The sequence below is a fragment of the Streptomyces sp. CNT360 genome (assembly GCF_000424785.1).
The window spans coordinates 29,106-52,511 of sequence record NZ_AUKO01000037.1 but is presented as its reverse complement, the minus strand read 5'-3'; the positions used below and the strand labels follow the sequence as shown (position 1 = coordinate 52,511).

The window sequence follows — 23,406 nt, the reverse complement described above, 5'->3', positions numbered from 1 at the left end:
AAGGGCCCGAGAGGAGAACTGCCGGTGGGTACCCAGCAGGAAAAAGAAGAGCTGTACGCGATGGACATCTCCGACGCCGTGTGGGAGAGCGCTCCCGGCAGCCCGGAGGACGAACGCGTCGAGATCGCCCACCTCCCCGGCGGCGCCGTCGCCATGCGCAACTCAAAGGAGCCGGACGTCGTCCTGCGCTACACGGCTGCCGAATGGCACGCCTTCGTCCTCGGCGCACGGGACGGGGAGTTCGACCTGGAGCCGACGGAGCGCAACGGGGGCGTGCCTGCGGAGTGAGCGGGCGGCGGGGCTGTCGAGCGAAGCTCCGCGTGGCGCAGACTGCCGCCCGTCAGAAGACGGGCAAGGCGGTCAACTGGTCGCCACGCAGCACCAGGACGCGGTTGTCGGCGCCGGTCAGCAAGGGCTTGCCCACGGGGCCGGCGCCGTACTGCCACGCGCCGCTGCCGTCCCGCGCACGCACTGCCGTCACTCCGGCCTGCCCCGTGCGATCGGCAGCGATCCAGATGCTGTGGCCCTGCGCCACAGGCGCGTCGGTGGGAGGAAGGTCCACCGGCAGGCGATGCGTCCATGTCTGGCCCCCCTCGCCGACGGCACGCCTGCGCAGCTCAAGACCGTCGGCGGCGTACACAGCGTCTCCTGCGACCAGGGGCGCCGACCAACCGGTCGAGCCCTGGCGTTCGAGCGAGTCGGAAGGGTGCGACCATTTCTGGGCACCGTCCGTGAGAGCGAGCGCGGTCAACGACCTGCCGCCCAGGATGACGGTGCTGCCGTGAACAGCCGGCAGCAGAGCCGCGCCGGACTGTCGCACCTCCTTCGGCCACGCACGTCCACCGTCCCGGGTGCGCAGTGCGGTCACCGCCCCGTCGGAGCCACACAGCACCAGCCGACCGTGTGACACGACCGCCCGCGCCGGTGCCTTGCCGGTCGAACGAACGGGCATGGGCACCGTCCACGCCGTCTCAGGGCCGTCCAGGCGCACGGCGCTCACCTTTCCCTCCCTGGTCGCCAGGTAGACCGTCGTCCCGTCGCAGGCCAGCAGGTGGTCGGCGTCCACAGCCAGGGACCACAGCCGGTCGCCGTCCGCAGGCCGGATCCCCCGCACGTTGCCCCGCCTGTCCGTGCCGAGTATCAAGGCATCGGAGACGGCCAAGCAGGACGGGCCGACAGCGCCGTCCTGCCAGCGAGGCTTGCCGTCAGTCACCGCGAAGGCACGCAGACCGCCCGCTGCGGCGGCCACGACGACCACATCCCGCGCGCACTGGACCGACGCCGCGTCGGTGCTGCCGCCCGTCGTTCCTCGTACCGGGCCCCACAGCGGTTGAGGATCCTGCTCCTCGCCCGTCGGCTCGGGCCGCACCTTGGCCCGCCAGACAGGACCGCGGGTCGCCGAGGCTGCGTCCTGCGGTTGGTCGCCCCCGGTACCGAGCCAGTAGGCGCCACCGCCCAGCGCCGCCAGGAGCACTCCCCCACCGCCCATCAGCAGCAAGGCCCGGCGACGGCTCGCACCCGCGGCAGCACCGGATGCGTCGCCGGGGAAGGCGGCCGTTCGTCTGGCTGCCTCCTCACGTGCGGCGATCTCGTGCGCCCACGGGTCCGTCTCCCAGGGCGGCGTGGCGCGGCGAGGCGGCGCCAGCCCGCTGACGATCTCCTCGGGGGCGGGCCGCTGCTCCGGCGCTTTCGCAAGGCAGGCCGCGAGCAGCGGCCGGTACTGCGCCGGCACTCCGAGCAGTTCCGGTTCTCCGTGGACGACCTCGTACTGCACCGCGGCCACATGGGCCCCCTCGAAAGCCGGTCGGCCTCGGGCGGCGAAGGCGAGAACGGAGCCGAGGGAGAAGACATCGGCCTTCGGTCCCGTACGTCGTCCCAGGGCCTGCTCGGGCGGACCGTATCCGGGCGTCACCGGCGCCTGGCCAGTTGCTGTGAGGGTGAGTCCGTGTTCTGGGCGAGCGATACCGAAGTCGATGACCCGGGGGCCGGAGGAGGTGAGCACGATGTTCGACGGCTTCAGGTCACGATGCACCAGCCCGGCGGCATGGATGTCCGCCAGGGTGCGGGCCAGAGCCGCGCCCAGGAGCGCCAGCGCCGGCGCGGCCAACGGGCCGTGGCGCGGCACCGCGTCGTCGAGGGTGGGTCCCGCGAGGAACTCGGAAGCGATCCACAACCGCCCGCCCTCGATGTTCGTGCCCAGCACACGGGCGACCCCCTCGCCTGTGACGGTCCGCGCCACCTCGGCCTCGCGGACGAACCTGCGCGCCATGTCGGCGTCGTCGGCGAATTCCGGTCTGAGGACTTTGACAGCCACCAGTGCTCCGACGGCGTCCCGGGCGAGGAAGACCTGCCCCATTCCCCCGGCGCCGAGTACGCCGACGAGGCGGTACGGGCCGAGACGGAGGGGATCCCCCGGGCCTAGAGGTCGCATGGATCGGTCTCCTGAGAGGCGTCGGTTCGACAGAGGAGCAGGGTCACTGGTGCGCCACGGAGGCGCCGGTGCCGATCATTCCAACGGCAGCGCGACGACCGTGCTGCCGGAGACGAGGACGAGGAGGTTCCTCCCGGGATGTGCGGCCATCCCCCGCGCGAGGCCGGACGCCCCGGAGGTGCTGTAGGTCCAGGCCGCGGAGTGGGACCGTCGCCCCACGGCCGCGACGAGACGGCTGGAGTCGACCGTTCCGTACACGTTCTTCCTCCCGATCACCGGCGGGCTGTCGAGCTCGGCCGGCTGGCCCGACTGCTTCTCCTCCCACAACAGCCGCCCGTTGCCCGCGTCCAGGGCGACCCACCCCCGTTGACCCTCCATGGCGTAGACGACACCGTCCTTGAGTGTCGGTGGCCCGTATCTGCGGTCGTGCTTCCTCTCGAAGCCGTCGCCCAGTTCTTTCGTGCGTCCCTTTCCGAAGCGCCAGGAGACATGGCCGTCTCGCAGCCGCAGAGCGAGGACCTCGTCGGAGCCCACGAACAGGTGCGTGGAGGAGTAGGCGAGTTGCCCGGCTCGCGGCCCGCCACTGCGCTCGATGTCCGTCGTAGGGATCTCCTTCTCCCACACCGTCTTCCCCGTACGGATGTCCCTGACGGCTGCTCTGCCGTTCCGGAGGAGGACGAGATGTCTTCCCGCCAGCGCTCCGGCCACTCCGCCCGTGGTGTCCGCCGGGGCCCACCGTGCGGGCAGGCGGCGGCGCCAACGTTCCCTCCCGGTACGGACGTCGTAGCGCAGCAACCGCCAGTCGGCGTGCTCCGACAGGGAGGACTTCGCCGTCTGCGCGATGACACAGAGGTCGTCATCGCGAGCGCCGAGCAGTATCGCCTTGAAGCCCTCGAAATCGGTACCTTTCGTCACCGTACGGGCGAAGTCCCCACGCGCGAGATCGACTTGCGCGATGCCAAGAGAGCCGCCCAACGCATCGCGGACCACGAAGAGACGGTCGCCCTCGACAGCCAGCTGTGAAGCCGCGTCGGTCCCTTCCAGCATCCACCGCTGCTTGCCGTTCTTGGCGTCGAAAGCGATGAGTCCACGCAGCGAGACGGGGACGAGAACCGTGTCCCCCGCGGCGTACGGGAACGAGTCCGACCCTTCAGTCGAAATCGTCTGCCGCCAGACCGGGCGGGGCGGGGTACCTGGCCGGCGCGAACTCCGCGAGGAACCGTCCGCACCGGCCGCCTGCTTCGTCCTTCCGCTGCCCCGACCGCTCAGGACGTGGTGGACACCGTATGCTCCGCCGGCTACGGCAGCCGTTCCGACGGCGGAGAGGGCCAGCGCCCGGCGGCGTGACACGCTGCGCGCCTTCTGTCCGCCCGAAGCAGTGGCTGTGGACACATCCGTCGGCACGTTCCTGACCGACAATGCGGGCGCCGGAGCGCAGGCCTGCTCGCACCGGAGGGCGATGTCGTGCAATACAGCGCGGGGCAGCAGGGTTGCGAACGAAGTGCGGTCGCTGTGCCGCCCGTCCACCCCGGTCTCGCTGCCGGAACCGCCCAGAGCCGAACGGCTGTCGGAACCGTCCAGAGCCGAACGCAGGGCGCCTATGGTAGGACGCTTCTCCGGCTCCTTCGCGAGGCACGAGGACAGCACCTCCACCAGGCCCTTCGGTGCGCCGATCAGGTCAGGCTCCGCGTATCGGACGCGGTAGAGCAGGTCAGCGGCCTGTCCAGAGCCGAAAGGCCCTCTTCCGGTAAGGGCGAAAACCAGCACCCCCGCGAGGGCGAAGACCTCCCCCGGCAGTCCGTGTTCGCCCCCTGTGGCTTGCTCCGGGGACATGAAGGCGGGCGTCCCGGCGGCAGCTCCTGTGCGGGTCAGCCGGGCGTCACCGACGGCGCGCGCGATGCCGAAGTCGATGACTCTCGGCCCGTGCACCGTCAGCAGGATGTTGGACGGCTTGACGTCCCGGTGGACCACTCCCGAGCTGTGCAACTGCTCCAGCGCCGCGCACAGCTGACTGCCGACCGCCCGCACACAGTCCTCGGGGAGAACGCCGTGCTGTTCAACGGCCTCGTCGAGTGACGGTCCGAGAACGTACTCGGTCGCCAGCCAGGGGGTCTCCGCCTGCGGATCTGCTGCCACGACGGCTGCCCCGTGACGACCGCCCAGTACGCGTGCCGCATCGGTCTCCAGCCGGAAGCGGGTGCGGAATTCGGGATCGGCTGCCAGCCGTGCGTGCATGGTCTTGATCGCGACGGTCCGGCCGGTTTCCGAGCGGGCAAGGAACACCGCTCCCATGCCGCCACTGCCGAGGCGCCCCACCAAGAGGTACGGTCCCAGTTTCGGCGGGTCCTCCGCCAGCAGGGGTGAAATCGCCATGTCACACCACCGGAAGAGCGTGGAGGCGCCGGTGGCTCCGCACCAGCACCACTCCCGGCGCCCGCCCGGCGAGTTGCCCCGAGTAACCCTTGTCACGGCCGCTGCCGACGGGTGTGAAGTGCCACAGAGCCCGCCCGTCACGTGCCCGGTAGGCGTCCACCGAAGCACCGCAGGACGCCAGGACGGTTCGTCCCGAGGAGCTCAGAACGGTGGAGGGAACATGAGGATTGTCGGTGAACTGGTAGGGGCTGGTTCCATCCCATCGTGTGTCCCCTGTTGCCTCTGCGAGGGAGAGCGTCTCGCCGGAACTGTCCGTGACATAGAGAGTGCCCGTTGAGGAACGGGGCGGCAGAGCAGGCGTGCCGAGTACCGTCTCCTCGGTTCCGGCCTCACACGTCCATACAGGTTTCCTACCGCTGTCGGCATCGGTCCGGTAGGCACACACGCTTCCGGTGCCCGCCACGACCAGCCGCCCGCCAGGAGTGACCACGTGTCTGAGAGTTTCGCCCTTCGGTATCTTCTCGAAGGTGCGCTTCCACAGTTCCCGGCCGTTCTTGCGGTCCAGAGCCCGGTACGTGCTCTTCCCCTCGGCCAGGAGCAGAGCACCGGGCAGCAGCAGCGCCGTCCGCTCCGGAGCCCGGGGAACGGGGCTGTGCCAGATCCGTTCACGCGCGGGTATGTCGAACGCGATCACTTCGTAGCCTTTCTCCGCGCGCGCCAGGATCCACAGCGTGTCGGCCGCCGCTGCGAGAGGCGTGTGGAAAACGTCGCTTGAGCCGAAGTCACCGGCCGACCACGCCGTCTCACCGGTCCGAGCCGAGACGGCTTTGAAAGTCTGGCCGGGGAGCAGCACCAGCTCGCGTCCGAGGTCCAAAGGCGTGCCGGTCACAGGCGCGCCGGTGTCCTCCCACAGCTTCTTCCCGGTGTGCGGATCGAGACCGGTTGCGCCTTCGGCGTGTGGCAGGACGACCACTCGTTCCCGCCACACCAGCGCCTCGGCGGACGCCTTCGCAGAACCCGGCAGGTCGTACTGCCACAGGGGTCGGGGCGCTACTCCGGGAATCGGTTGACGTGGCCTCGGCCGCGCGGGCGGGGCGCCGTCGGCATTCAGGGCGTAGGCGACCGTGCCGCCCAGTGCGAGCCCCGCAGTCGCGGTGATCCCGCCGACGAGGAGTGTCCGCCGGGCCAAGGATGTCTTCGGTTGCCGGACGGCGTCGCCGGCGACGGGAGGGGGCGAGGCGGGGTGCCGCCGCATCTCGTCGGCGGTTGCACCGACCCTCTCCGCCTGGTGGGACACCGCGTTGCCGACCGCTTCAGGCAGCCACCCGGGCCCGGGCAGGGGACCGAGGTTCCGCGCCAGAGCCGACGCTGTCGGGCGTGCCGAGGGGGACTGGGCAAGGCAGTTCTCCGTCAACGTGCGGAGGTCTGCCGACACCTCAAGCAGTGCCTGCCTGGTCTCCGGTCCTACCCGGTGTGTGCCTGCAACAGCATGGACGAGTACCTTCCCGAACGCACGGATGTCGTCAGCGGGCGCGTACGAGCGTGTGCGACCGTCACCGGTCATCAGCCCTCTCGCGCTGCCTTCCGCAGACCCGTTGCCCCGGCCGGTCATGCGTGCCGCACCGAATCCGAACACCAGCGCGCCATCCGCAGTGAGCTGTACGTTGTCGGACATGATCCCCGTGTGCACGAGACCGTCAGCATGAGCACGCAGCAGGCTGTGCGCCAACGCAGAGCCGAGCGCACGCACGGCCGTCTCCGGAAGCGGTCCCCCGTGTGCACGCAACGCCTCTCTCAGCGACACTGACGGCACATACCGGGCAGCCGACCACGGCATCGCGGCATCGGCGGGAGCCGTGTCGACGACGACGGGAGCGGCGGGGCCGGCGAAACGCCGTGACTTCTCGCTCTCGGCACGGAACCGGACCCGACAGGCCGGGTCGTCCGCCGCGAGCGCGGACAAGGTGGAGAGCAACGAAGGCTCGACTGCCCCGTTCGCGTCCGACCGCAGCGCGACGTGCAACGCCAAGTGTCCATTCGCTGCTTCCTCGTCGCCGGTCCCGAAAGTGTGCAGGACACTGAACGGGCCGATGCGCCGGGGTGCCTCCATACGCGTTCCCCTCCTTCGTTCCGGGGCAGCACGTTTCGCGTCACGGCCCTTCGTCTTGTCGCCCGGCGCACTGTTCATGAAACCGGCAGAGCCAGCAGAGTCCGTCCGTGAGCCACCAGCAGCGTGTCTCCGGCCACCGCTATGTGCCGCGGCGGGGGTGCCGAGTCCAACCCGGACAGGGCACCCGACTCGTCGGCCAACCGCCACAGCAGGCGGCCGTCTTCCGTGGAGAAGGCGAGGATCTCGGTACCCGCCGCGACCAGCAATGTGCGCCCGGAAGCTGATACAGCGGCTTCCAGAGTCTCGTCCGGAGAGGTGCCGACAGCGAGCCGAGGATCCCTTCGCCACACGGTTTCGCCGGTACGAGCATCGAGCGCCGTGACGACCGATTGGCCATCGGCCACGTACACGCGGCCACCGTGGAGAACCGGCGTGCTGAACGGTGCGTGCTCGATCCCTCCGAGCCGCGCCGTCCATGCCGTCTCGCCGGAGGAGAGGTCGACGACCCGCAGCACGCCTTCCTCCGCCACCAGCACAGCGGTGTCCGCACGTGCGGGCAACGGGTACACACGCGCCGGCAACGAAGCGCCTTCATAGGTCTTGGACCACCGCTTCGCACCGTCATCCGCATCGAACGCGACGAAACGCTTGCGCGGCTTCGCCGCCCCGCCGTCGTCCCGTCCAGCGGGCTCCGCCACAACGACTGTGTGCTCAAGAAAGATGAGGTCGTCGCCCGCGACCTGCCGTGGAGAGAGGGACGAAGGATCCTCACCGACGAACTCTTCGGGCAGCTCGGTCCGCCACGTCTCACGCCGCCTCCCCACGTCATACGCTGCCAGGAACGGCCGCCCCTCGCCGCCGTCCGGGTCCCGGACCGACAGAAGGCAGAAGAGCAACCGGCCCTTCCTGCCGAGTGGACGGGTCAGTTTCACCTTGAGCCCGTCGTACTCGCCCTCCCGCCACCGGACCGTGCCGCGGCTTGCGGAGACGAAAGTCGGGGGCTCCTCGGGCAGCAGGAGAGCGCCCGCCCCGACATCCATGGGCGCGGTGTCCAACAGCACCTCGTCGTTCGTCCATCGCCGCTCGCCACTGCGCGTATCGAAGCCCGCGGTTCTGATCCCCTCACCAATGACGACGACCCGGTCACGCCATACGAGGGGAGCTACTTTGGTCGGGGCGTCGTCCTTGAGGCGACGCCGCCACAGCGGACGCGGCGCGACGCCCTCCATCCGCCGACGGCCCGAGTTCTTCCCTTCCTCGCCGAATCCGGTGAGCGCGACCGTCCCGAAGCCGATCGCTGTACCCGTCGTACCCGCGGCAAGGCCCGTGAGAAGCAGGCGGCGAGAGGGCCGGGCGGAGGTGAGTGAGGCGATCAGCGACTGTTTCGCCTCCGAACCCGTGGCGTGTGTGCCCGTAGAGCTGACGTCCTCGGAACTTTCCGGCCGCTCTGCACCATCCGGAGAGGAGACCTCGGTGGGGACAACGTGCCACTCCGCCGGGGAGAGCGCATGCGCCTCCGAAGCCCCTGCTGGATGCGGCTTGGGATCGGCGGACAACACGAACTCGGTCTGTTCCGCCAGAGCCGCGATCACGAGCGGAGGCAGCCATCCGCCGGCAAGACTGCGCCCGACCGCGCCTGGTCCGCCGGCGCCGTGCACGCCCGCGGGCAGTGTGCTACCTGGCCCGTCGCCCACATCACGCATCAAAGCCACGACGAGGTCGGCTGGTTGCGGGCGTGCAGCCGCGTCGGCGGCGAGGCATGCAGTCGTCATGGGCCGCAGCCAGTCCGGTATCTCCGTGTCATCCGGAGCGAGACGGCCGGTCGAGGCGAAGGCCAGGACGCAACCCAGTCCGTAGACATCGCCCAACGGGCGCGGCCGACCACCGGCCAACTGCTCCGGCGCCGTGCTCTCCTGGAGCAGACCCACCGCCTCCGTCCGGCCCTCCCCGTCCGGGCCGGCTGCGCGTACCGCGCCGAAGTCCGTCAGCCGGGGACCGCTCGGAGTCAGAAGGACGGCAAGCGGGGTCACCCCCGCGTGCGCGTGGCCCGCGGCATGCACCTGCCCAAGACACTCGGCGAGCGCCGCGCCCATGAGGCGCACGGTCCTCTCGGGAAGAGGCCCGTTGTGAGCGACGAGGGCACTGGGCAGGGCGATGCCGGGTGTGCACCGGGACGCATACCAGACCCGCTGTTCAGTGGGGCCCGACACCTCAGTGACGGGTGCGAGCCCGAAGGATTCGCGGGCCGCGATCTGTAGGGCACCGCTGGCCTCGGCCCGGAAGCGGGCGCTGTACGCGAGATCGCCAGTCGTCGCATCCAAGGGGCTCGTCACAACAGCCGTCGCACCGTCGGCCTTTTTCCGGCCAAGAAACCTACGGTACGAACCAGGAACGAGCCCCATCGGGTCGTCGAGGCGGCTCAGGAGCTCGTAGGGGCCCAGAGCGCATGGATCACCGAGCCGAAGCGCCTCCATGCAGCAATTCCTCTCTTCCACCCCTTCGACCATGAAGTCGGCGCCCTGCTCGTGGCGCTCCCGTAGGCTTCCGCCTCATCGGGTATTCGACGCTGGGTGCACCCGCCAAAGACCCCGGGTGCACAGGTTCCGGGAACCGAAAGCCGAGGGGCGGGCCTCCAGACGCCGCCCCTCCGCTCCAAGCCGGCTACAGGCCATCAGACCTTTCCGTGATCCTCGAACCACCGGGCCGACTTCAGGTCTGTCGCCTGATAACCGTCCTTGCCCCGCCGCACTGCCTCTGCGATCTGCAGCAAGTTGATGTGGAGATCAGAAACTTCCTTGTCCCACGACTTCATCGCCACCGTGTAGGCGTGCTGCGCTTCACCTTCCCAGCTTTCGCACAGGTGCCGCACGTCCGTCGCGATGTCGTCGAACTCCTGGCGCAGGTGCTTTGCGAACGTCTCGATGTCACCTGCCGTCTTTTCCAGGTTCCCGTACGTAACTACCAGGTGACCTGGGTCAGCGCCCGCCGATCCTGACATCTTTTTTCCTTCCGCAGATTAGCGTTGGACGATTGCAGAGGCCACTGAAACGTCCTCTCGAACAGCGTCCTCCATCGAACAGCCAGGTCGTCAGTTGGCCGGAGGGGGCGAGTACATGTCGAGCTTGGAGCCGGATCCCACGCCGTATCCGCCACCGACCACGTCAATTCCCTTGAGGGCCTGCGCGATGTCGTGCTCGTTGTTCGTCGAAGACTTCCGAGAAGCCTCGATTCCCTCCAGGAAATAGGCCAGGAGGCGGTTCAGCTTCTTCATGCGCTCATTGATGTCGTGCTGGACCCTGTTGTAAGCCCCTGCACCGATACCCTTCCAGTGAGTCTCGACTTCGTCGATGACATTCTGGAGATTCCGGACCTGCCCATTGATGTTTTCGATCTGCCCAGCGAGCTTTTGCTCCTTCTTCTGGACCTCGGCATCCGTAAGTTTCTGGTCTGCCATACCTGAGCCCCCTTCACGGGTCGGATCTCTTCGTCTCGTCCACAGTTGGGACGTCCAATGTCACAGCGTCAGTTCCGCCTGATCCGCACAAAAGCGAAGCCGCACGCCACAAGGATCACGACCCCCGCCGTGATGCCTACCACGGGGAGGACTGAGTTCGCGCCGCCGCCCCCTGCTGTCGAGTCTGCCACCTTCGTTGGCCCCTCGGCAGTCTTTTTGCCGGAATCCTGTGCGCCCGAGGCCGCACCGGGCCTCTTCACGCTGAGCGTCTTCTCCCCCGTCAAGGGGCTGATGTCCGGGTCGCCCGGATCACCCTTGTTCTCCAGGAGGTTGATGCGCGGGCGAACCGACCCGAAACCGAGATATTCGCTGGGCTCCTTGCCCTCGCCCTCCAGACCGGCGGTTTTGATCAGCACCCGGAGCACCTGGTTGGACGTCCACTTCGGGTGGTGGGACCAGATCAGGGCCGCGGAAGCGGACGCGAGGGCGGTGGCAGCACTGGTGCCTCCCCGGGAGCAGTACTTCTTTTTTTGCCCGTCGCACCAGCCCGGAACGCTTACACCCGGTCCCGCGAGAATCGTCCGCTGACTGTGGTTGGAGTAATCGGCGGCCGTGCCGGTCCTGTCGAACGCTGCAACATCCACCACGTCCGCGTACGCAGCAGGAAAGTTGGGGAGATTCCCCTTTTTGGCATCGTTTCCAGCGGCCGCGAAAAGTAGCTTTCCCTTCTTCACTGCATACTTGACTGCTTCCTTCAAGTCCGGCAGTGGATCACCACCGAAAGACAAGTTGATGATCCGGGCATCAGAATTGGCAGCAGCGCGGATGGCGTCACCGATCTTCAGATCCTTCTGCGAGCTGGCTCCCTTCACGCCCTCGCCATTGATCCGGAACGGCACAATCTTGGCACCCGGAGCCAATCCCTTGATCCCGCCGTGACCAGTGCCTGCTATGAGCTCGGCCATCGTGGTTCCGTGGCCGAGATCGTCGCGCGTTTCATCTCCAGGAGCGCGTGAGAAATCCTCTCCCTGGACTACCCGCCCCTTCAGCGATGAGGTGGAAGGGTCAACGCCTGAGTCGACAACAGCCACCTTGATGTCCTTGCCGGTGCTGACCTTCCACATCTTCTCGGCCTGCATCGCCTTCAGGTACCACTGCTGAGGCTGAACGTCTGCGGCCTCAGCAGCCGGAGCCAGCCCGATCAGGCAAACGGACAGAGCCCCGAGAACGGCGGTTCCTGGGAGAATTTGGAGTCGCGTTCGCTGTATCCACGGATGTGCGGTCATAGTGGGCCTCACTGCAGTCATTCGACAACCGGCGGAACGCCACGTTGCCGCTCGACTTGCGGTGAGGGCTCTCCACCCTCGGCGTGGCGCCTGGAGGGCGACTCCTCCGCGTCCGGCTTCGCCGAGGACGCGTGCCCACCCACCACAAGTCCTGCGGAACCCGGAGTCAGACCGCGTACTCGCGTGTCGTCTCCCGAACGCGGCTCCCCGACCACCCCGCCGGGGCTTGAGGCGACTCTACGACTCGATGTGTCGCGCGTTTCCCCCTTCGTACCGGCTCCTGCAGCCCCCACAGGCGGCACCATGCCCATCGGACGGCGACCCTGCGTCGTCCCCTGGTTGTCGATCACCGTGCCCCTTGGCAGCCTGGGAGCGGTTGACCTTGCGTTGTCCCCCTGGTTCGGTGTACCGCCCACGATGCCCCCTCGTGGCATGGCTCGGCCTGAACCGGCGTTCCCGCTCCGGCCGTTCGGGGCGGCCCCTGAGCCGACGGCGCCCGGAGGAACCCCCATCATCCCCGGCCTGCGGAGACCGTTGGCGGCATCGGTTCCGCCCGTGCGGCCATTGGTTCCGGAGGCCCCCGTAACCGGTCCCGGCCTGCCCGGACGGTTGGCAGAGCCACCTGGTCCCGTCTGCGTCGGCGGAGCAGGTGCTCGCAGAGGGGGCACGAACGACCGGCCGGGCCCCTGGCCACCCGGCCCCATCCGGCCGGTTGCGGGCGGCGGCACGGTCATGGGCCCCGGGCCGTTCGGAAGGTTGGGCTGACTCGCCACAGGAGGCGAGTGGGGAGGTGAGCCACCGTCTACAGGCGTGGTGACCGGGGGCGCCGTGGTGTCGATGTTCGTCGCGACTGCCCTGCCCGGTCGGACCAGATCATCAGCAACACCAGGAGGAATGACGACATGGCCCCCGTCGTGTACGTCGACTGCGGGCGCATCACCCGGGCGAGCGGGGCCGGTTGACGAGTAGTTTCCGCTTCTCTCCGTCGGTGAGCCCTCCACTGATGCCGCTCGGCTACCACCTGTTGCGCCGACACCACTGGGGCTGGGATCGGCGAACCCCGGAGGCGCCGGTGGCACGCCGACTTCGGGCAGTGCCGAGAAGACGGGCCTGTTCTTCTCCGCGGCCTGGATGTTCTGGAGCGCGACCTGGTAGTAGGAGCTCAGCCTGTTCATCTGGATGACGGCGGCATCGTGGGCCTCGTCCTTCTTGCCGTCGCCCTTGTGAGAGCCGCCGGCCTTCTTGGCGTGCTTCTCTCCTTCCGACTCCCGCTTCGGCATCGAGCCGTGCACCATGGCCAGGCCGATGCCGGCGCCCTTGAGGTGAGTTCCGACGGCAGCGGCGTACTCGCTGAGTTTCGCGGTGTTGTCCTGCAGGTTCTTGGCCCAGTCGTGGAAGGCCTGCTGCGTCTCGCCCTGCCAGCCGCGCTCCGCCTCGGTGCAGTAGGTCCGCAGTTCCGTCTCGGCCGACTTGATGGCGCGGGCAGCGTCCCAGAGGGCCTCGGCGACGTCGTCCAGGTCCTGCGGGGAGGCCGCGTCGACGAGGTCCACCATGTCGTTGAGTTCGTAGTCGTCGAAGTTGGTGGCCGCCGGGGTGAAGGCCGTCTTCGGCAACATGAGCAGGGCGCCGGGGGACATGCCGAACGCCGGGTTCATGCCCGGCTGCGTCAGCGGGTTGTAGTCCCATCCGACAGGCGCGTCCTTCGGCATCTCCTTCGCCGAGTAACCCCTGCCGGTGTACGGGTCGCGCGACTCGCTGTTGTCGCCCTTGCCGCCCATGTGTCCTCCCCTTCCGGGCGTCAACGTGCTGGTCAGGTGCCGGTCTTCCTGGTCTTGCCCTTCGGCTGATCGGCGGCGCCGCCACCGTCCTTGTCACCGTGGCCGTGCCCGTGCCCGTCGTGGCCGTCCTTGTGGTGACGCCTGACCTGCTCTTCCAGAACCTCTGCTCTCCGGGAGATCTCCCAGTAGCGCCGCTTCTCCTCCTCGTCGATGGCGTCGAAGCCGCCGTCCGCGACCTTGACCGCGATGGACGTGGCGTCGATCTGGTCGCGGAGTGTCCGCGAGAGGAGGACCAGCGTGTCATGGACCTCGGTGAACTTGGTGAACAGGTCGTCCGCTTCGGCGAAGGGCGAACCCTGGCCGCTGAAGGAGGTGCGTTGGATGCGCTTGGCCGAGAGGTTGTGCTGGGCGGCGGATGACGAGTCCATGTTCTTGAGGGCACCGTCGATACGCTTCTTCAAGATCTTGAGCGCTTCAGCACGCCGTTCCAGGTCGGGCTTCACGCCCTGCGGCCTGCTCTTGGGCGTGCCTTTCGGCTCGCTCATCTCGCCCTCCCCCTGCGCGTCGTCCACCCGTGACGGGCCCGGCGTGAGGCCCTGACGTCGCTCGCCATGCGCTGTCTGTCACTGTAGCCGCACCCTACGTCGGTCCTCACAGCAGATCAGCGTCGGGGCGGTGGGCCGTAGCACTGCTGTTGCCCGCACGTGACACACCTCCCTTGTACCAGGGCGCACCGACATCCGACACGTCGTCACCCCGTGCGTGCTGCCTTGTCAGCGGCTCGGCGAGGGGTGCCGTCGGCGGCGCCAGTCGCGGTGGACGAAGGACGTGCCCGCGACGATGGCGATCAGGGTGCCGCCGCCGACCAGGACGTAGGTCCCGAGTCTTTCGTTCCGCTGCTGCTCGGTCTCGCCGAGGACGAGTCCGGCGGGCTTCGGCTTCTTGCCGGTTTCGACGCCCTCCCTGGCGACCGGGTGGTCGAGGCGTTTGTCGTCAGCGGTGAGGGCGGCCACCGGGTCGACGACGCCCCAGCCGACGTGGCTGTCGTGGCCGGGGATGGAACGCTCGGCGGTCTGCTCGATCTGCGCGACGATGTTCTGCTGCGACCAACGGCCGGACCCCTTGTCGTGCTTGGCCCGCAGGAGGGCCGCGACGCCCGCCACGTAGGGGGCGGAGAAGCTGGTGCCGTTGTCGGCGCAGTGGCCGCCCTTGGGGACGGTGGAGACGATGTCGACTCCGGGTGCCGCCACGTCCACGAAGTCGCCCGACTGGGAGAACGGCGCGCGCTCGTTGTTGCGGTCGGAGGAGGCGACGGCCAGAACGCCGGGATAGGACGCGGGGTAGGTCTTCTTGACGTTGCCGCCCAGCCCGTCGTTGCCCGCGGAGGCGACGACGACGACATCGTGGCGCAGGGCCTTTTGGACCGACAGTTCGAGCGAGGAGTTCGGTTTCAGGGCCTCGGCCGTGTCCTGGGAGATGTTGATGACATCGGCGCCGGCTTCGACGGCGTAGTCGATCGACTGGGCGAGGCTGCCGGCGGTGCCGCTGCCGTTGGCGTCGTTCTGCTTGATCGGGATGATCGTCGCCTTGGGGGCCAGCCCGACGAACCCGGTGCCGTCCGCGGGGCGGGCGGCGATGATGCCCGCGACCTTCGTACCGTGACCGACCTCGTCGGTGGTGGGCTTGCCCCGCGGGGTGGTCTGGCCGGTCTCGTCCTTCTTGCGCTTCTTGGGGAGATAGTTCTTTCCCGCTCCGGCGTCGACGGCGTCGGTGAGTTGCGCGTTCTTGACGTCCACGCCGGTGTCGATGACGGCGACACGGACGCCCGCGCCCTGGTCGGTGTCCCGCCACAGCTCGTTGAGAAGCACTCGTTGGAGGGCCCAGGGGCGGCCCTCGTACGGCTTGGCGGGCCATTCGCACTGGGTGGAGGCGTCCGCTGCCGCCGGAGGTGCCACCGTGACGAGGAGCGCGGCGGCGGCGGTGGCTGTGGCGGCCACCCCTGCTGCCAGACGGTGGCTCATCCGCAACCGACGGGGCCGCCGATGGCCCCGCCGGAACCGCTGAGACAACTGACGCCGCCCCGGCTGCCGGGGCCGCGGGGAGTGCTGGAACGGTGGAGTGGAGCTGCGCATCCGTCGTACCCCTTATGAACCCTGCGGCTGGTGGGCGTCACCGGTGGACAGCCGCGGCCCGGTGGGCAAGAGGGTGGCCCATTCCGCCGGGACGGGCGTGGGCTTCACCTTCTCGTACCCGAGCCGGCGCTGTGCCCGCTCGCCCTCTTGCGGCTGGCCCTTCTCGGCCTTTCCGGACTTCTTCTCGTCCTCACCGATGCCGGAACCGTCGTGCTCACTGTCGGAGTTGGACTGCATGGCGTACCGCAGCCCGGTGTCGGTGACCAGGAAGACTCCGCCGGACCCGGTGCTGCGGCCCTTGACCTGGCGGAAGAGCTGGCCGGTGCCAGGCGTGACGTACGCGCTGGAGGTGCCCGCGGGAAGCTGGGCGGGGAAGTTTTCGCCGGACCAGGTGCTGAGGGTGGTCCTGCCGGTCTTGCCGTCCACCTTGTGGAGCACGTTGCAGGCGACGTTGCGGCTGCCGTGGCCGGTTCCCGCGGAGTTGACGGCGTCCGCCTCCTCGTCCGGCCACTTCAGCGACCCGCCGTAGTGCTGCTTGAGCGGGGAGAAGGCGCTCGCGCTGACCTTGATGGGCTGGCCGCTCTGCTTGAGGCTCAGCAGTTGCTTGGAGGACAGCAGCAGTTTCGCCGTGAAGTCGGAGACGGGCATGACCCTCCCTTGCAGCACGACGTACTTCTGCCAGTGCGTGCCTGCGGGTGCCTCGATCACCGCGCCGACGCGGTTGGCTTCTCTGCCCAGCCCCTGGATACCGGCGTCGTCTCCGACGCCTCCGTCGATCTGCGGGAAGCCGATGGCGTCACCGCTGTGCAGGGTGGCCAGCCACTGCCGCGACACCCGCTGGGGCCTGCGGTTCTCCACCAGGACGCGCAGCAGCGTCTCGTCGTTCGGTACGCGGTATCTCGTGCCGCTCTTGTCGACGATGTACAGCCGGTTGTCGGGGCCCTGGACATAGACGAGTTCCCCGCCGTGCAACTGGTTGGCGCCCCCGACCTTGCCCTTGTCGCGGTCGGCCAGGACGAAGGCGGCCTTCTGGACGGCACGGCCCCCCTCACCAGGACGCTCGCACACGGCCCACCGCTTCTTCTCCCCGGCCTCCTTGGCCTCCGGCAGCCGGTCGGGGGCGTAGGGGATGCCGAGGGTCGCCCCGTGCGGGATGTCGCCGTTGTCGAGCACCTTCTCGTCGACTTTGACGACTTCGCCCTTGCCGGGGTCGAGAAGCAGCTTGGCGGAGGCCAGGTTGAGCACGGGATGGAGCTGTGCCTTGCCGTCGGTCTTCAGCACGACGTACCGGGTGGTCGACTCGGAGCCGATGATGACCTTTTCCTCGGGCTTGTCCCAGCCGTCCGGGGCCTTCGGTTTGAACATGCCCCAGGCCCCGAAACCGGCGAGGATCAGGGCGCCGACGACGATCCCGGGCAGAATGCCGCGCAGGGGGCGGGGCGCGCCCTCCTCGGTGCCTGTCGGTGACGGCTGCAGGAACGCCGCAACCAGCCGTTTCTTGGCGAAGGTATAGGCGTTGAGCTCGTCGCGCCGTGATGCCATGAGTGAAAGACGCTCCCTGGAAGTCCCTGCTGTCCCCGCTGTCCCCCGCACCGCCGGAGCCCTGCCGGGTCCCGGTCGGTCCGGAACAGTCCCGTCGGTGCGCAACGGTCCCGTCGGTCCGGAACGGCCCTGCTCGCCGGTCCGCGCCTCCCGTACCCCCCCCCTGCCGCGGCTCGTAGCCACCCGCACCCGTGTGCCACGTGCCGTCCCGCGCGCGTGCGGGACACATACGGAACGCGCACGCGCGCACGGACGAGCCCGCGTACGAGTCGCGTCCGCGGAGAACGCTACGAGACCGCACGCAGCCCGCGCACCCGCCGCACACGGCACATGCACCGACCGCGCCCGGCCCGCGCACGAGCCGGGCACCGGCCCTGCACCAACCGCACGCGCACGGCTCACGGGCCTCGTTCAGCCCGCATGCCGCCGTCGTGCGGCACCCGCACGAACCGTGTCCGGTCGGACGGCGTACGGCCCGGGCAGCGCCCGGGAGCGCTGCCGATTGTCGGACCGGCCCCCTACTATGCCCGTTGGGGATCGCCTCGTGCCGCTCCGGTATCGTGATCGCCCGCCCAACGCCCCTCACGAGTGGGGCCGATTCGGACATGAGGGGGCCTTCCGGAATGGGATCTGCGACGCGGGCGCGGGGTGCGGCGGGCACCGCGGGGCGCCCTGGGCCGGGAGCGTCCCGGCGCCCGGGGGCCGACGCGTCCGCTGCCGGCGCAGCCCCGTCCCCACCGCGGATCCCCGCCTCCACGACGCTGCGCACCGAGTCGCGGACCAACCGGATCGGGCCGCTCCAGGCGCAGCAGCTCGTCCTGCTGGAGCTCGCCGTCGCCGTGCTGCTGGTCGCGGCCGCTGTCGACCGCCTGCTGCTGGTGCCCGGCGCGGTCGTCGCAGCCGCACTGGTGGCGTTCGCCGTGCTGCGGCGCCATCAACGGTCCCTCCGCGACTGGTGCAGCACGGTGCTGGCGTTGCGGGCCCGCCGGCGGGCCGCTGCACAACCGCTGACCGCCGCCATGGTGCTGGACGCAGAGGGTGAGCGGGTCGACGCGAGTTTCCTGCCTCTGGTGGAGTGCGCCCCCGGTCTGCGCACGTACGCGTACCTCGACAAGAAGCGGCGCACCATAGGGATGCTGGGAGACGGCACCTTCCTGACGGCGTTGGTGCGGATCGAGGCCGCACCCAGCGCGCTGCGCCCGGCGTTCGGGTCCCGCGCACTGCCGATGGCGCTGATCCACGACGCGCTCGACGTCGACGGCATCGCGCTGGAGTCGGTCCAGGTCGTGCAGCACGTCCAGCCTGCCCCCGCCCCCCATCTGCCCGAACAGTCGGTGGCGCGGCGCAGTTACGGACCGCTGCAGGAGCAGACCGGTTCGCCCGCCCTGCGGCTGACGTGGGTGGCGCTCAAGTTCGATCCGGAACTGTGCCCGGAGGCGGTCCGGGCACGGGGCGGTGGGCTGGAGGGGGCGCAGCGCTGCCTGGTGCGCGCGGCAGACCATCTGGCGAGCCGCATCACGGGCGCCGGGTTCGTGGCCACGGTGCTCAACGAGCAGGAGCTGGTCGCCGCGTTGGCGACGTCCGCATGTGTCAGCCCGTCGGCCACGGCCCGGGCCAGCCGGCCGGACGCCGCACCGGCCCGCCGTACCGCCGAGTCCGCACGTGCCTGGCGCTGTGACGACCGCTGGCACACGACGTACGCGGTGGGCCGCTGGCCGGAGCTCGGGCGGGCCGCGACGCCGCTGCCGCGGCTGGTGGCGTCGCTGACGTCCGTACCGACGCTGACGACGACGTTCAGCGTGACGCTGGGCCGCTCCGCGCGGCGCAGCGCCGTCACCGTCAGTGGACACGTACGGCTGACCGGCCGTTCGGACAGCGAGCTGGCGGCGGGCCGCCGCCAGCTCGAAGGGGCGGCGCGCTCGGCCCGGGTGGGTCTGGTGCGGCTGGACCGCGAGCAGCTTCCGGGCGCTCTCGCAACGCTGCCGCTGGGAGGCGCGCGCTGATGGCGAGTCGTTACGGCCAGGGACTGCTGGGCCCGCAGCGCACCGGACACGCGCTGCCCGCGGACCACTTGGGGGCACTCTCGCTGCCCATCGGGGACGACGGCGTGGTCGTCGGCAACGACGCTGAGGGCCGGCCCCAAGTGATCGGCTTCCACCATCCGACGCCGTACGACGTCGTGCTCGTCGGCGGCCTGTGGACGGCACAGGTGCTGGCGCTGCGGCTCGCCGGGACCGGCGCCCGGGTCGCCGTGGAGACCGGCCGGGCGCAGGTGTGGACGAACCTGGTCCAGGCGGCCGGCGCGGGCCAGGAGTGCATCACGCTCTACGACGTGGGCCGGGTGCCGCCGATGGGTCCGACGGTGAGCAGCCCGGTGCTGGTCGTCCGCGACTGCGGGATGCGGCCACCGCGTGGCCGTGTGGCCTCGATGCCGTGGCAGTCGGTGCTGACCCTGCTGCCGTATCTGAGCCCGGTGGCTCCCCGGCTGTTGCGCGGCGCGGCGCTGGTCGGGGTCCAGCGGGTCTCACCGGACGAGGCGCAGCAGATCGGCCGCATCATGCAACTGCCGCCGCAGGAGGTCGACGCGCTGTCCACACTGGGCGACGGCGTCACCCTGTGGTGTACGCGCCGCGAGCGGCGGTACGCGCTGACGCAGCCCACGGACGCCGAGTCGGGGCTGCTGGGGACGGCCCGACGGCTCGACTGACCCGCCCGCTCGCACCCTCACAGCCACAGCCGTACGGGACCGCACTGCCCGCACGGTAGTTGTGATGATTAGGCTGGATGAACGCGCGTGGGCGGGCGCGCGGCAAACCGGGGTGAATGACCACAGCAGGAGGCATTGTGAGCAGCGACCGGGACGAGATCCGCGTCCGCGGGACCATGCCCGGCTCCGACCAGCTCGACGCGGAAGCGGATGCCGAGGGCGAGGTCGAGTCGACGGGCCAGTTCACCATCGACTACACACCGCCCGCCTGGTACACGCAGGACGCGGCCGGGCGGCCGGAACCGGAGCCCGAGCCCGACGCCGGACCGACGCCGGAGAGCACTCCCTGGGCCGGCGCCGAGGAGGCCCCGCACGGCAGCGGCACCGCGTTCGCCGGGGGCTCCGACGCCGCGGACTGGTGGACGAGTTCACCGACGCCTCCCCCTCCGCCTGCCGCGCCCCCGACACCTCCCGCATCTTCGGCGTCTTCGGCACCTTCCGGCTCGGATGGTGCCGACCACGGCCCTGCGGACAGCGGGGCAAGCACTGCACCTCCCGCCGCCGACCCGCCGGCCTTCCCCTCCCTGACGCCTTTCAGCAAGGAGAGCGACGCGGAGACGGACAGTTCGGAGGAGGACGAGCCGACGCCGTTCACCGGAGCCTCCGACCTGGACGAGGGCGTCCCTGTTGCCGACGCGGAGAGTGACCGTACGGGCGGGACGGACGAGGGGCTGGGCCCCGACTCCTTCGGGACTCTCCCGTCCGCCCCGCCCGCACCCGCGTCCCCGCCGTCGACGGCCGAAACTGCGGATCCGGGCCTCGGCGCCGAACCCGCCCCCGGTGTGCCGGACTTCGGCGGCGACGCGGACTCCCCGCGGGACGCCGCCTCCCCACAGGACGAGGACCTCGGGGAAGGGTCCGAGAGCTCCGCCGGCACGGCAGCGGACGAACAGTCCGGTGCCGACGGTCACGCCGATACCGGCGACCTCGCACCGAGTTGGCGCGCTGCGTCGGCCTCCGGGCCCGCAGACCCACTGGAGACCCCGATCCGCCCCGCGGGAGAGGCCGAGGACCGGGCCGAGGACGAGGGCGCGGACCGATTTCTCGACGGGGACAGCGAGGGAACCACCGGAGACACAGCCGACGACGGCGGCACGGAGGAGTCCGGAAACGGTCTCGGGGCCGAGGACGGCGCCACCATGCGGTTCTCGGCATCCGCACTCCGCAAGGAGATCGCCGCGTACGCCGCCCAGGAGGAGCGCAAGCACGACGAGGCCGCTGCCACGGCAGCCGACGCGCCGCAGCAGGACGCCGCCGGTGCTGCGGCAGACGGCCGCAGCGGGACGCCGAGCTCCCTGGGCAGTGCGGAAGACCGCGGGCAGGAGCCGCAGGACGCGATCCCCTCCTCCTACGACTTCGCCCTCCAGGAGCCCTCCGAGGAGCGCCGCTACGACGCCCCTGCTACATCCGCCCCCGCCGAGCCCCGGGAAGCCGAACCGCAGGACGCGGTACCGCCTCACCCCCTCTCCCCCGCCCCACCGCCAGGAGCAGCGTCCTGGCAGAAGGCCGACGAGGGCACCCCCGGTGCGCCTGCCGCATCCTCCACGGGGGGCGGCGACGGCACGCCGGGCGCGCAGGGACTGCCGCCGCTGCCGCCGGACTTCCAGCCCGCGGCGTCGGCGCCACCGTCCGGCTCGCCCTGGGCCGGGAGCGAGCACACTCCCGGGACGGACGCGTCGTCGCAGCCTCCTGCTCCGCAGCAGGGCCGTCCCGCCGCACCGTCCGCTCCGCAGCAGCCGCAGCAGCCGCAGCAGCCGCTCCAGGGCGGGGCCCAGCAGCCCGAGCAGCAGTGGCCGCCGCACGGGCAGCCGCAGCAACCGGCGCCGCCGGCCCAACAGCCTCAGCAGGCGCCACAGGGGCAGCAGGCACAGCACGGTCACCCTGGTCAGCAATCCGCGGCGCAGTACGGTCAGGAGAGCCGTTACGGCTACCCGCAAGCACCGCACGGCCCCGGGCAGCAGCCTGTGCCGCCCCAGGGTGCGGGCGAGGGACAACCGGGCGCCCAGCAGCAGGCTGCGCAGGGCCACCAGGCCCCTCCGCAGCAGCTCCCCCAGGGCTACCCGGCCCAACCCCAGCCCCCGCAACCGTCGTTGCCGCAGAACCAGCCGTCGGCGCCGCAGGCCCAAGGGCAGCCGTCCGCTCAGGGCTTCGACCAGGCCGGCCAGCAAGGACAGGGGCCGGTGCAGCCGCAGACGCCGGGGCAGTTCCCGCCGCCCCAGCCGAATCCCCAGACGCCGCTCCAGCCGCACCCGGGGGCCGTCGACCCGCGGCGTGTGGATCAGTCCGGCTCGCCTCTGGGATACACGGCGGCGGTCGAGCTGTCCTCGGACCGGCTGATCAACAGCAAGAGGAAGCCTCGCCCCCAGGCGGGCAACAAGAGCGCGCGGTTCCGGTTCGGTGCCAAGAAGGAGGAGGCGGAGCGGCAGCGGAAGCTGGACGTGATCCGCACGCCGGTCCTGTCGTGCTACCGGATCGCCGTGATCAGCCTCAAGGGCGGCGTCGGCAAGACGACGACGACCACGGCACTGGGTTCGACCCTCGCCACCGAGCGCCAGGACAAGGTCATCGCCATCGACGCGAACCCGGACGCGGGCACACTGGGCCGCCGGGTGCGCCGCGAGACGGGGGCGACGATCCGCGACCTGGTGACGGCCATTCCGTACATCAACAGCTACATGGACATCCGCCGGTTCACCTCGCAGGCGACCTCCGGTCTGGAGATCCTGGCCAACGACGTCGACCCGGCGATCTCCACGACGTTCAACGACGACGACTACCGGCGCGTCATCGACGTCCTGGGCAAGCAGTACCCGATCATCCTGACGGACTCGGGCACGGGCCTGCTGTACTCGGCGATGCGCGGAGTGCTGGACCTGGCCGACCAGTTGATCATCATCTCGACCCCGTCGGTGGACGGTGCGAGCAGCGCGAGCACGACGCTGGACTGGCTGGCGGCGCACGGGTACTCCGACCTCGTGCAGCGGAGCCTCACCGTCATCTCGGGGGTCCGCGAGACCGGAAAGATGATCCGGGTCGAGGACATCGTGTCGCACTTCGAGACCCGGTGCCGCGGCGTGGTGACCGTCCCGTTCGACGAGCATTTGTCGGCCGGTGCCGAACTCGATCTGGACATGATGCGGCCACGGACCCGGGAGGCCTACTTCAACCTGTCCGCGATGGTCGCCGAGGACTTCGTGCGTGCCCAGCGCGAGCAGGGGCTGTGGACGGCGGACGGCGGCAACCCACCGCCGCAGCTCGCCCCGCCGATGCCCGGCCAGGGGGGCATACCCGGCCAGGAAGGTACGGGCCCGCCGCCCGGTCAGCCTCAGCCGCAGCAGCAGTTCCCGCCGTACGGGGCGGGCGGCGGCTACGGTTATCCCGGGCAGCAGCCGCCCGGTCAGCCGGGCAGGCCCCAGCCGGGCAGCGGCTGGCAGCAGTAGCCACGAGAACGCGTCACCGTTCGAGCACGGGCGAAGGGAGGGGCTCCGCGGAGCCCCTCCCTTCGCCCGTGCCGTCAGCCGGCTGTCCGTACC

Annotated in this window: 15 protein-coding genes; 4 read left to right on the top strand and 11 right to left on the bottom strand. The window is 70.1% G+C overall.

Annotated features, from left to right (window positions below; translation table 11 throughout):
* Positions 1-24 precede the first annotated feature (24 nt).
* Positions 25-288 carry a DUF397 domain-containing protein gene (locus H297_RS0124930; protein ID WP_027739288.1) on the top strand — a complete coding sequence of 88 codons (264 nt, stop codon included), beginning with the start codon at positions 25-27 and terminating at the stop codon, positions 286-288.
* 52 nt (positions 289-340) lie between these two features.
* Here H297_RS0124930 and H297_RS38215 read toward each other — a convergent pair whose 3' ends face one another.
* From H297_RS38215 to eccB, 11 genes are all read right to left on the bottom strand, one after another.
* Complete coding sequence (locus H297_RS38215) at positions 341-2,431, bottom strand: serine/threonine-protein kinase (protein ID WP_037795351.1); 2,091 nt, start codon at positions 2,429-2,431, stop codon at positions 341-343.
* Between the two features lie 75 nt (positions 2,432-2,506).
* Positions 2,507-4,804 (bottom strand): protein kinase domain-containing protein, encoded by a 2,298-nt coding sequence (locus tag H297_RS0124920; RefSeq protein WP_027739287.1) that lies wholly within the window; start codon positions 4,802-4,804, stop codon positions 2,507-2,509.
* A gap of 1 nt (position 4,805) precedes the next feature.
* Complete coding sequence (locus H297_RS43380; RefSeq protein WP_158693735.1) at positions 4,806-5,993, bottom strand: outer membrane protein assembly factor BamB family protein; 1,188 nt, start codon at positions 5,991-5,993, stop codon at positions 4,806-4,808.
* Positions 5,994-6,988: 995 nt separating this feature from the next.
* A complete protein-coding gene (locus tag H297_RS40485; protein ID WP_158693734.1) occupies positions 6,989-9,421 on the bottom strand; it encodes an outer membrane protein assembly factor BamB family protein in 2,433 nt (810 codons plus the stop codon).
* Between the two features lie 164 nt (positions 9,422-9,585).
* On the bottom strand, positions 9,586-9,912 hold the full coding sequence (locus H297_RS0124905) for a WXG100 family type VII secretion target (protein ID WP_027739285.1): 327 nt from the start codon (positions 9,910-9,912) through the stop codon (positions 9,586-9,588).
* Between the two features lie 90 nt (positions 9,913-10,002).
* Complete coding sequence (locus tag H297_RS0124900) at positions 10,003-10,368, bottom strand: WXG100 family type VII secretion target (RefSeq protein WP_027739284.1); 366 nt, start codon at positions 10,366-10,368, stop codon at positions 10,003-10,005.
* Positions 10,369-10,436: 68 nt separating this feature from the next.
* Positions 10,437-11,654, bottom strand: a complete 1,218-nt coding sequence (locus H297_RS38205; RefSeq protein WP_064744875.1) for a S8 family serine peptidase — start codon at positions 11,652-11,654, stop codon at positions 10,437-10,439.
* Between the two features lie 17 nt (positions 11,655-11,671).
* Positions 11,672-13,432, bottom strand: a complete 1,761-nt coding sequence (locus tag H297_RS43375; RefSeq protein WP_158693733.1) for a hypothetical protein — start codon at positions 13,430-13,432, stop codon at positions 11,672-11,674.
* Positions 13,433-13,464: 32 nt separating this feature from the next.
* Positions 13,465-13,977 carry a hypothetical protein gene (locus H297_RS40480; protein WP_158693732.1) on the bottom strand — a complete coding sequence of 171 codons (513 nt, stop codon included), beginning with the start codon at positions 13,975-13,977 and terminating at the stop codon, positions 13,465-13,467.
* Positions 13,978-14,205: 228 nt separating this feature from the next.
* Entirely contained in the window at positions 14,206-15,453 is a 1,248-nt protein-coding gene (mycP, locus tag H297_RS0124880; RefSeq protein WP_027739282.1) for a type VII secretion-associated serine protease mycosin, read from the bottom strand.
* 123 nt (positions 15,454-15,576) lie between these two features.
* Positions 15,577-17,106, bottom strand: a complete 1,530-nt coding sequence (gene eccB / locus H297_RS0124875) for a type VII secretion protein EccB (protein ID WP_027739281.1) — start codon at positions 17,104-17,106, stop codon at positions 15,577-15,579.
* A 623-nt stretch (positions 17,107-17,729) separates the two neighbouring features.
* Here eccB and eccE point away from each other — a divergent pair.
* From eccE to H297_RS38195, 3 genes are all read left to right on the top strand, one after another.
* Positions 17,730-19,109, top strand: a complete 1,380-nt coding sequence (eccE, locus tag H297_RS0124870; RefSeq protein WP_027739280.1) for a type VII secretion protein EccE — start codon at positions 17,730-17,732, stop codon at positions 19,107-19,109.
* Positions 19,109-19,813, top strand: coding sequence for a hypothetical protein (locus H297_RS0124865; RefSeq protein ID WP_027739279.1), 705 nt, complete (start codon positions 19,109-19,111; stop codon positions 19,811-19,813). Before eccE ends, H297_RS0124865 begins: the two co-directional genes overlap by 1 nt.
* 137 nt (positions 19,814-19,950) lie before the next feature.
* The gene (locus H297_RS38195) at positions 19,951-23,313 is read left to right on the top strand and encodes an SCO5717 family growth-regulating ATPase (protein ID WP_037795357.1); all 3,363 of its coding nucleotides are present in this window, start codon (positions 19,951-19,953) and stop codon (positions 23,311-23,313) included.
* The last annotated feature ends 93 nt before the right edge of the window (positions 23,314-23,406 follow it).

Excerpts from the sequence above, each read along its gene's own strand:
- H297_RS43375 (WP_158693733.1), bottom strand. The coding sequence starts at position 13,432 with ATGGGCGGCAAGGGCGACAACAGCGAGTCGCGCGACCCGTACACCGGC.
- H297_RS40485 (WP_158693734.1), bottom strand. The coding sequence starts at position 9,421 with ATGGTCGAAGGGGTGGAAGAGAGGAATTGCTGCATGGAGGCGCTTCGG.
- H297_RS38215 (WP_037795351.1), bottom strand. The coding sequence starts at position 2,431 with ATGCGACCTCTAGGCCCGGGGGATCCCCTCCGTCTCGGCCCGTACCGC.
- H297_RS0124865 (WP_027739279.1), top strand. The coding sequence starts at position 19,109 with ATGGCGAGTCGTTACGGCCAGGGACTGCTGGGCCCGCAGCGCACCGGA.
- mycP (WP_027739282.1), bottom strand. The coding sequence starts at position 15,453 with ATGAGCCACCGTCTGGCAGCAGGGGTGGCCGCCACAGCCACCGCCGCC.
- H297_RS0124905 (WP_027739285.1), bottom strand. The coding sequence starts at position 9,912 with ATGTCAGGATCGGCGGGCGCTGACCCAGGTCACCTGGTAGTTACGTAC.
- eccE (WP_027739280.1), top strand. The coding sequence starts at position 17,730 with ATGGGATCTGCGACGCGGGCGCGGGGTGCGGCGGGCACCGCGGGGCGC.
- H297_RS0124900 (WP_027739284.1), bottom strand. The coding sequence starts at position 10,368 with ATGGCAGACCAGAAACTTACGGATGCCGAGGTCCAGAAGAAGGAGCAA.
- H297_RS38205 (WP_064744875.1), bottom strand. The coding sequence starts at position 11,654 with ATGACCGCACATCCGTGGATACAGCGAACGCGACTCCAAATTCTCCCA.
- H297_RS0124920 (WP_027739287.1), bottom strand. The coding sequence starts at position 4,804 with ATGGCGATTTCACCCCTGCTGGCGGAGGACCCGCCGAAACTGGGACCG.
- eccB (WP_027739281.1), bottom strand. The coding sequence starts at position 17,106 with ATGGCATCACGGCGCGACGAGCTCAACGCCTATACCTTCGCCAAGAAA.
- H297_RS40480 (WP_158693732.1), bottom strand. The coding sequence starts at position 13,977 with ATGAGCGAGCCGAAAGGCACGCCCAAGAGCAGGCCGCAGGGCGTGAAG.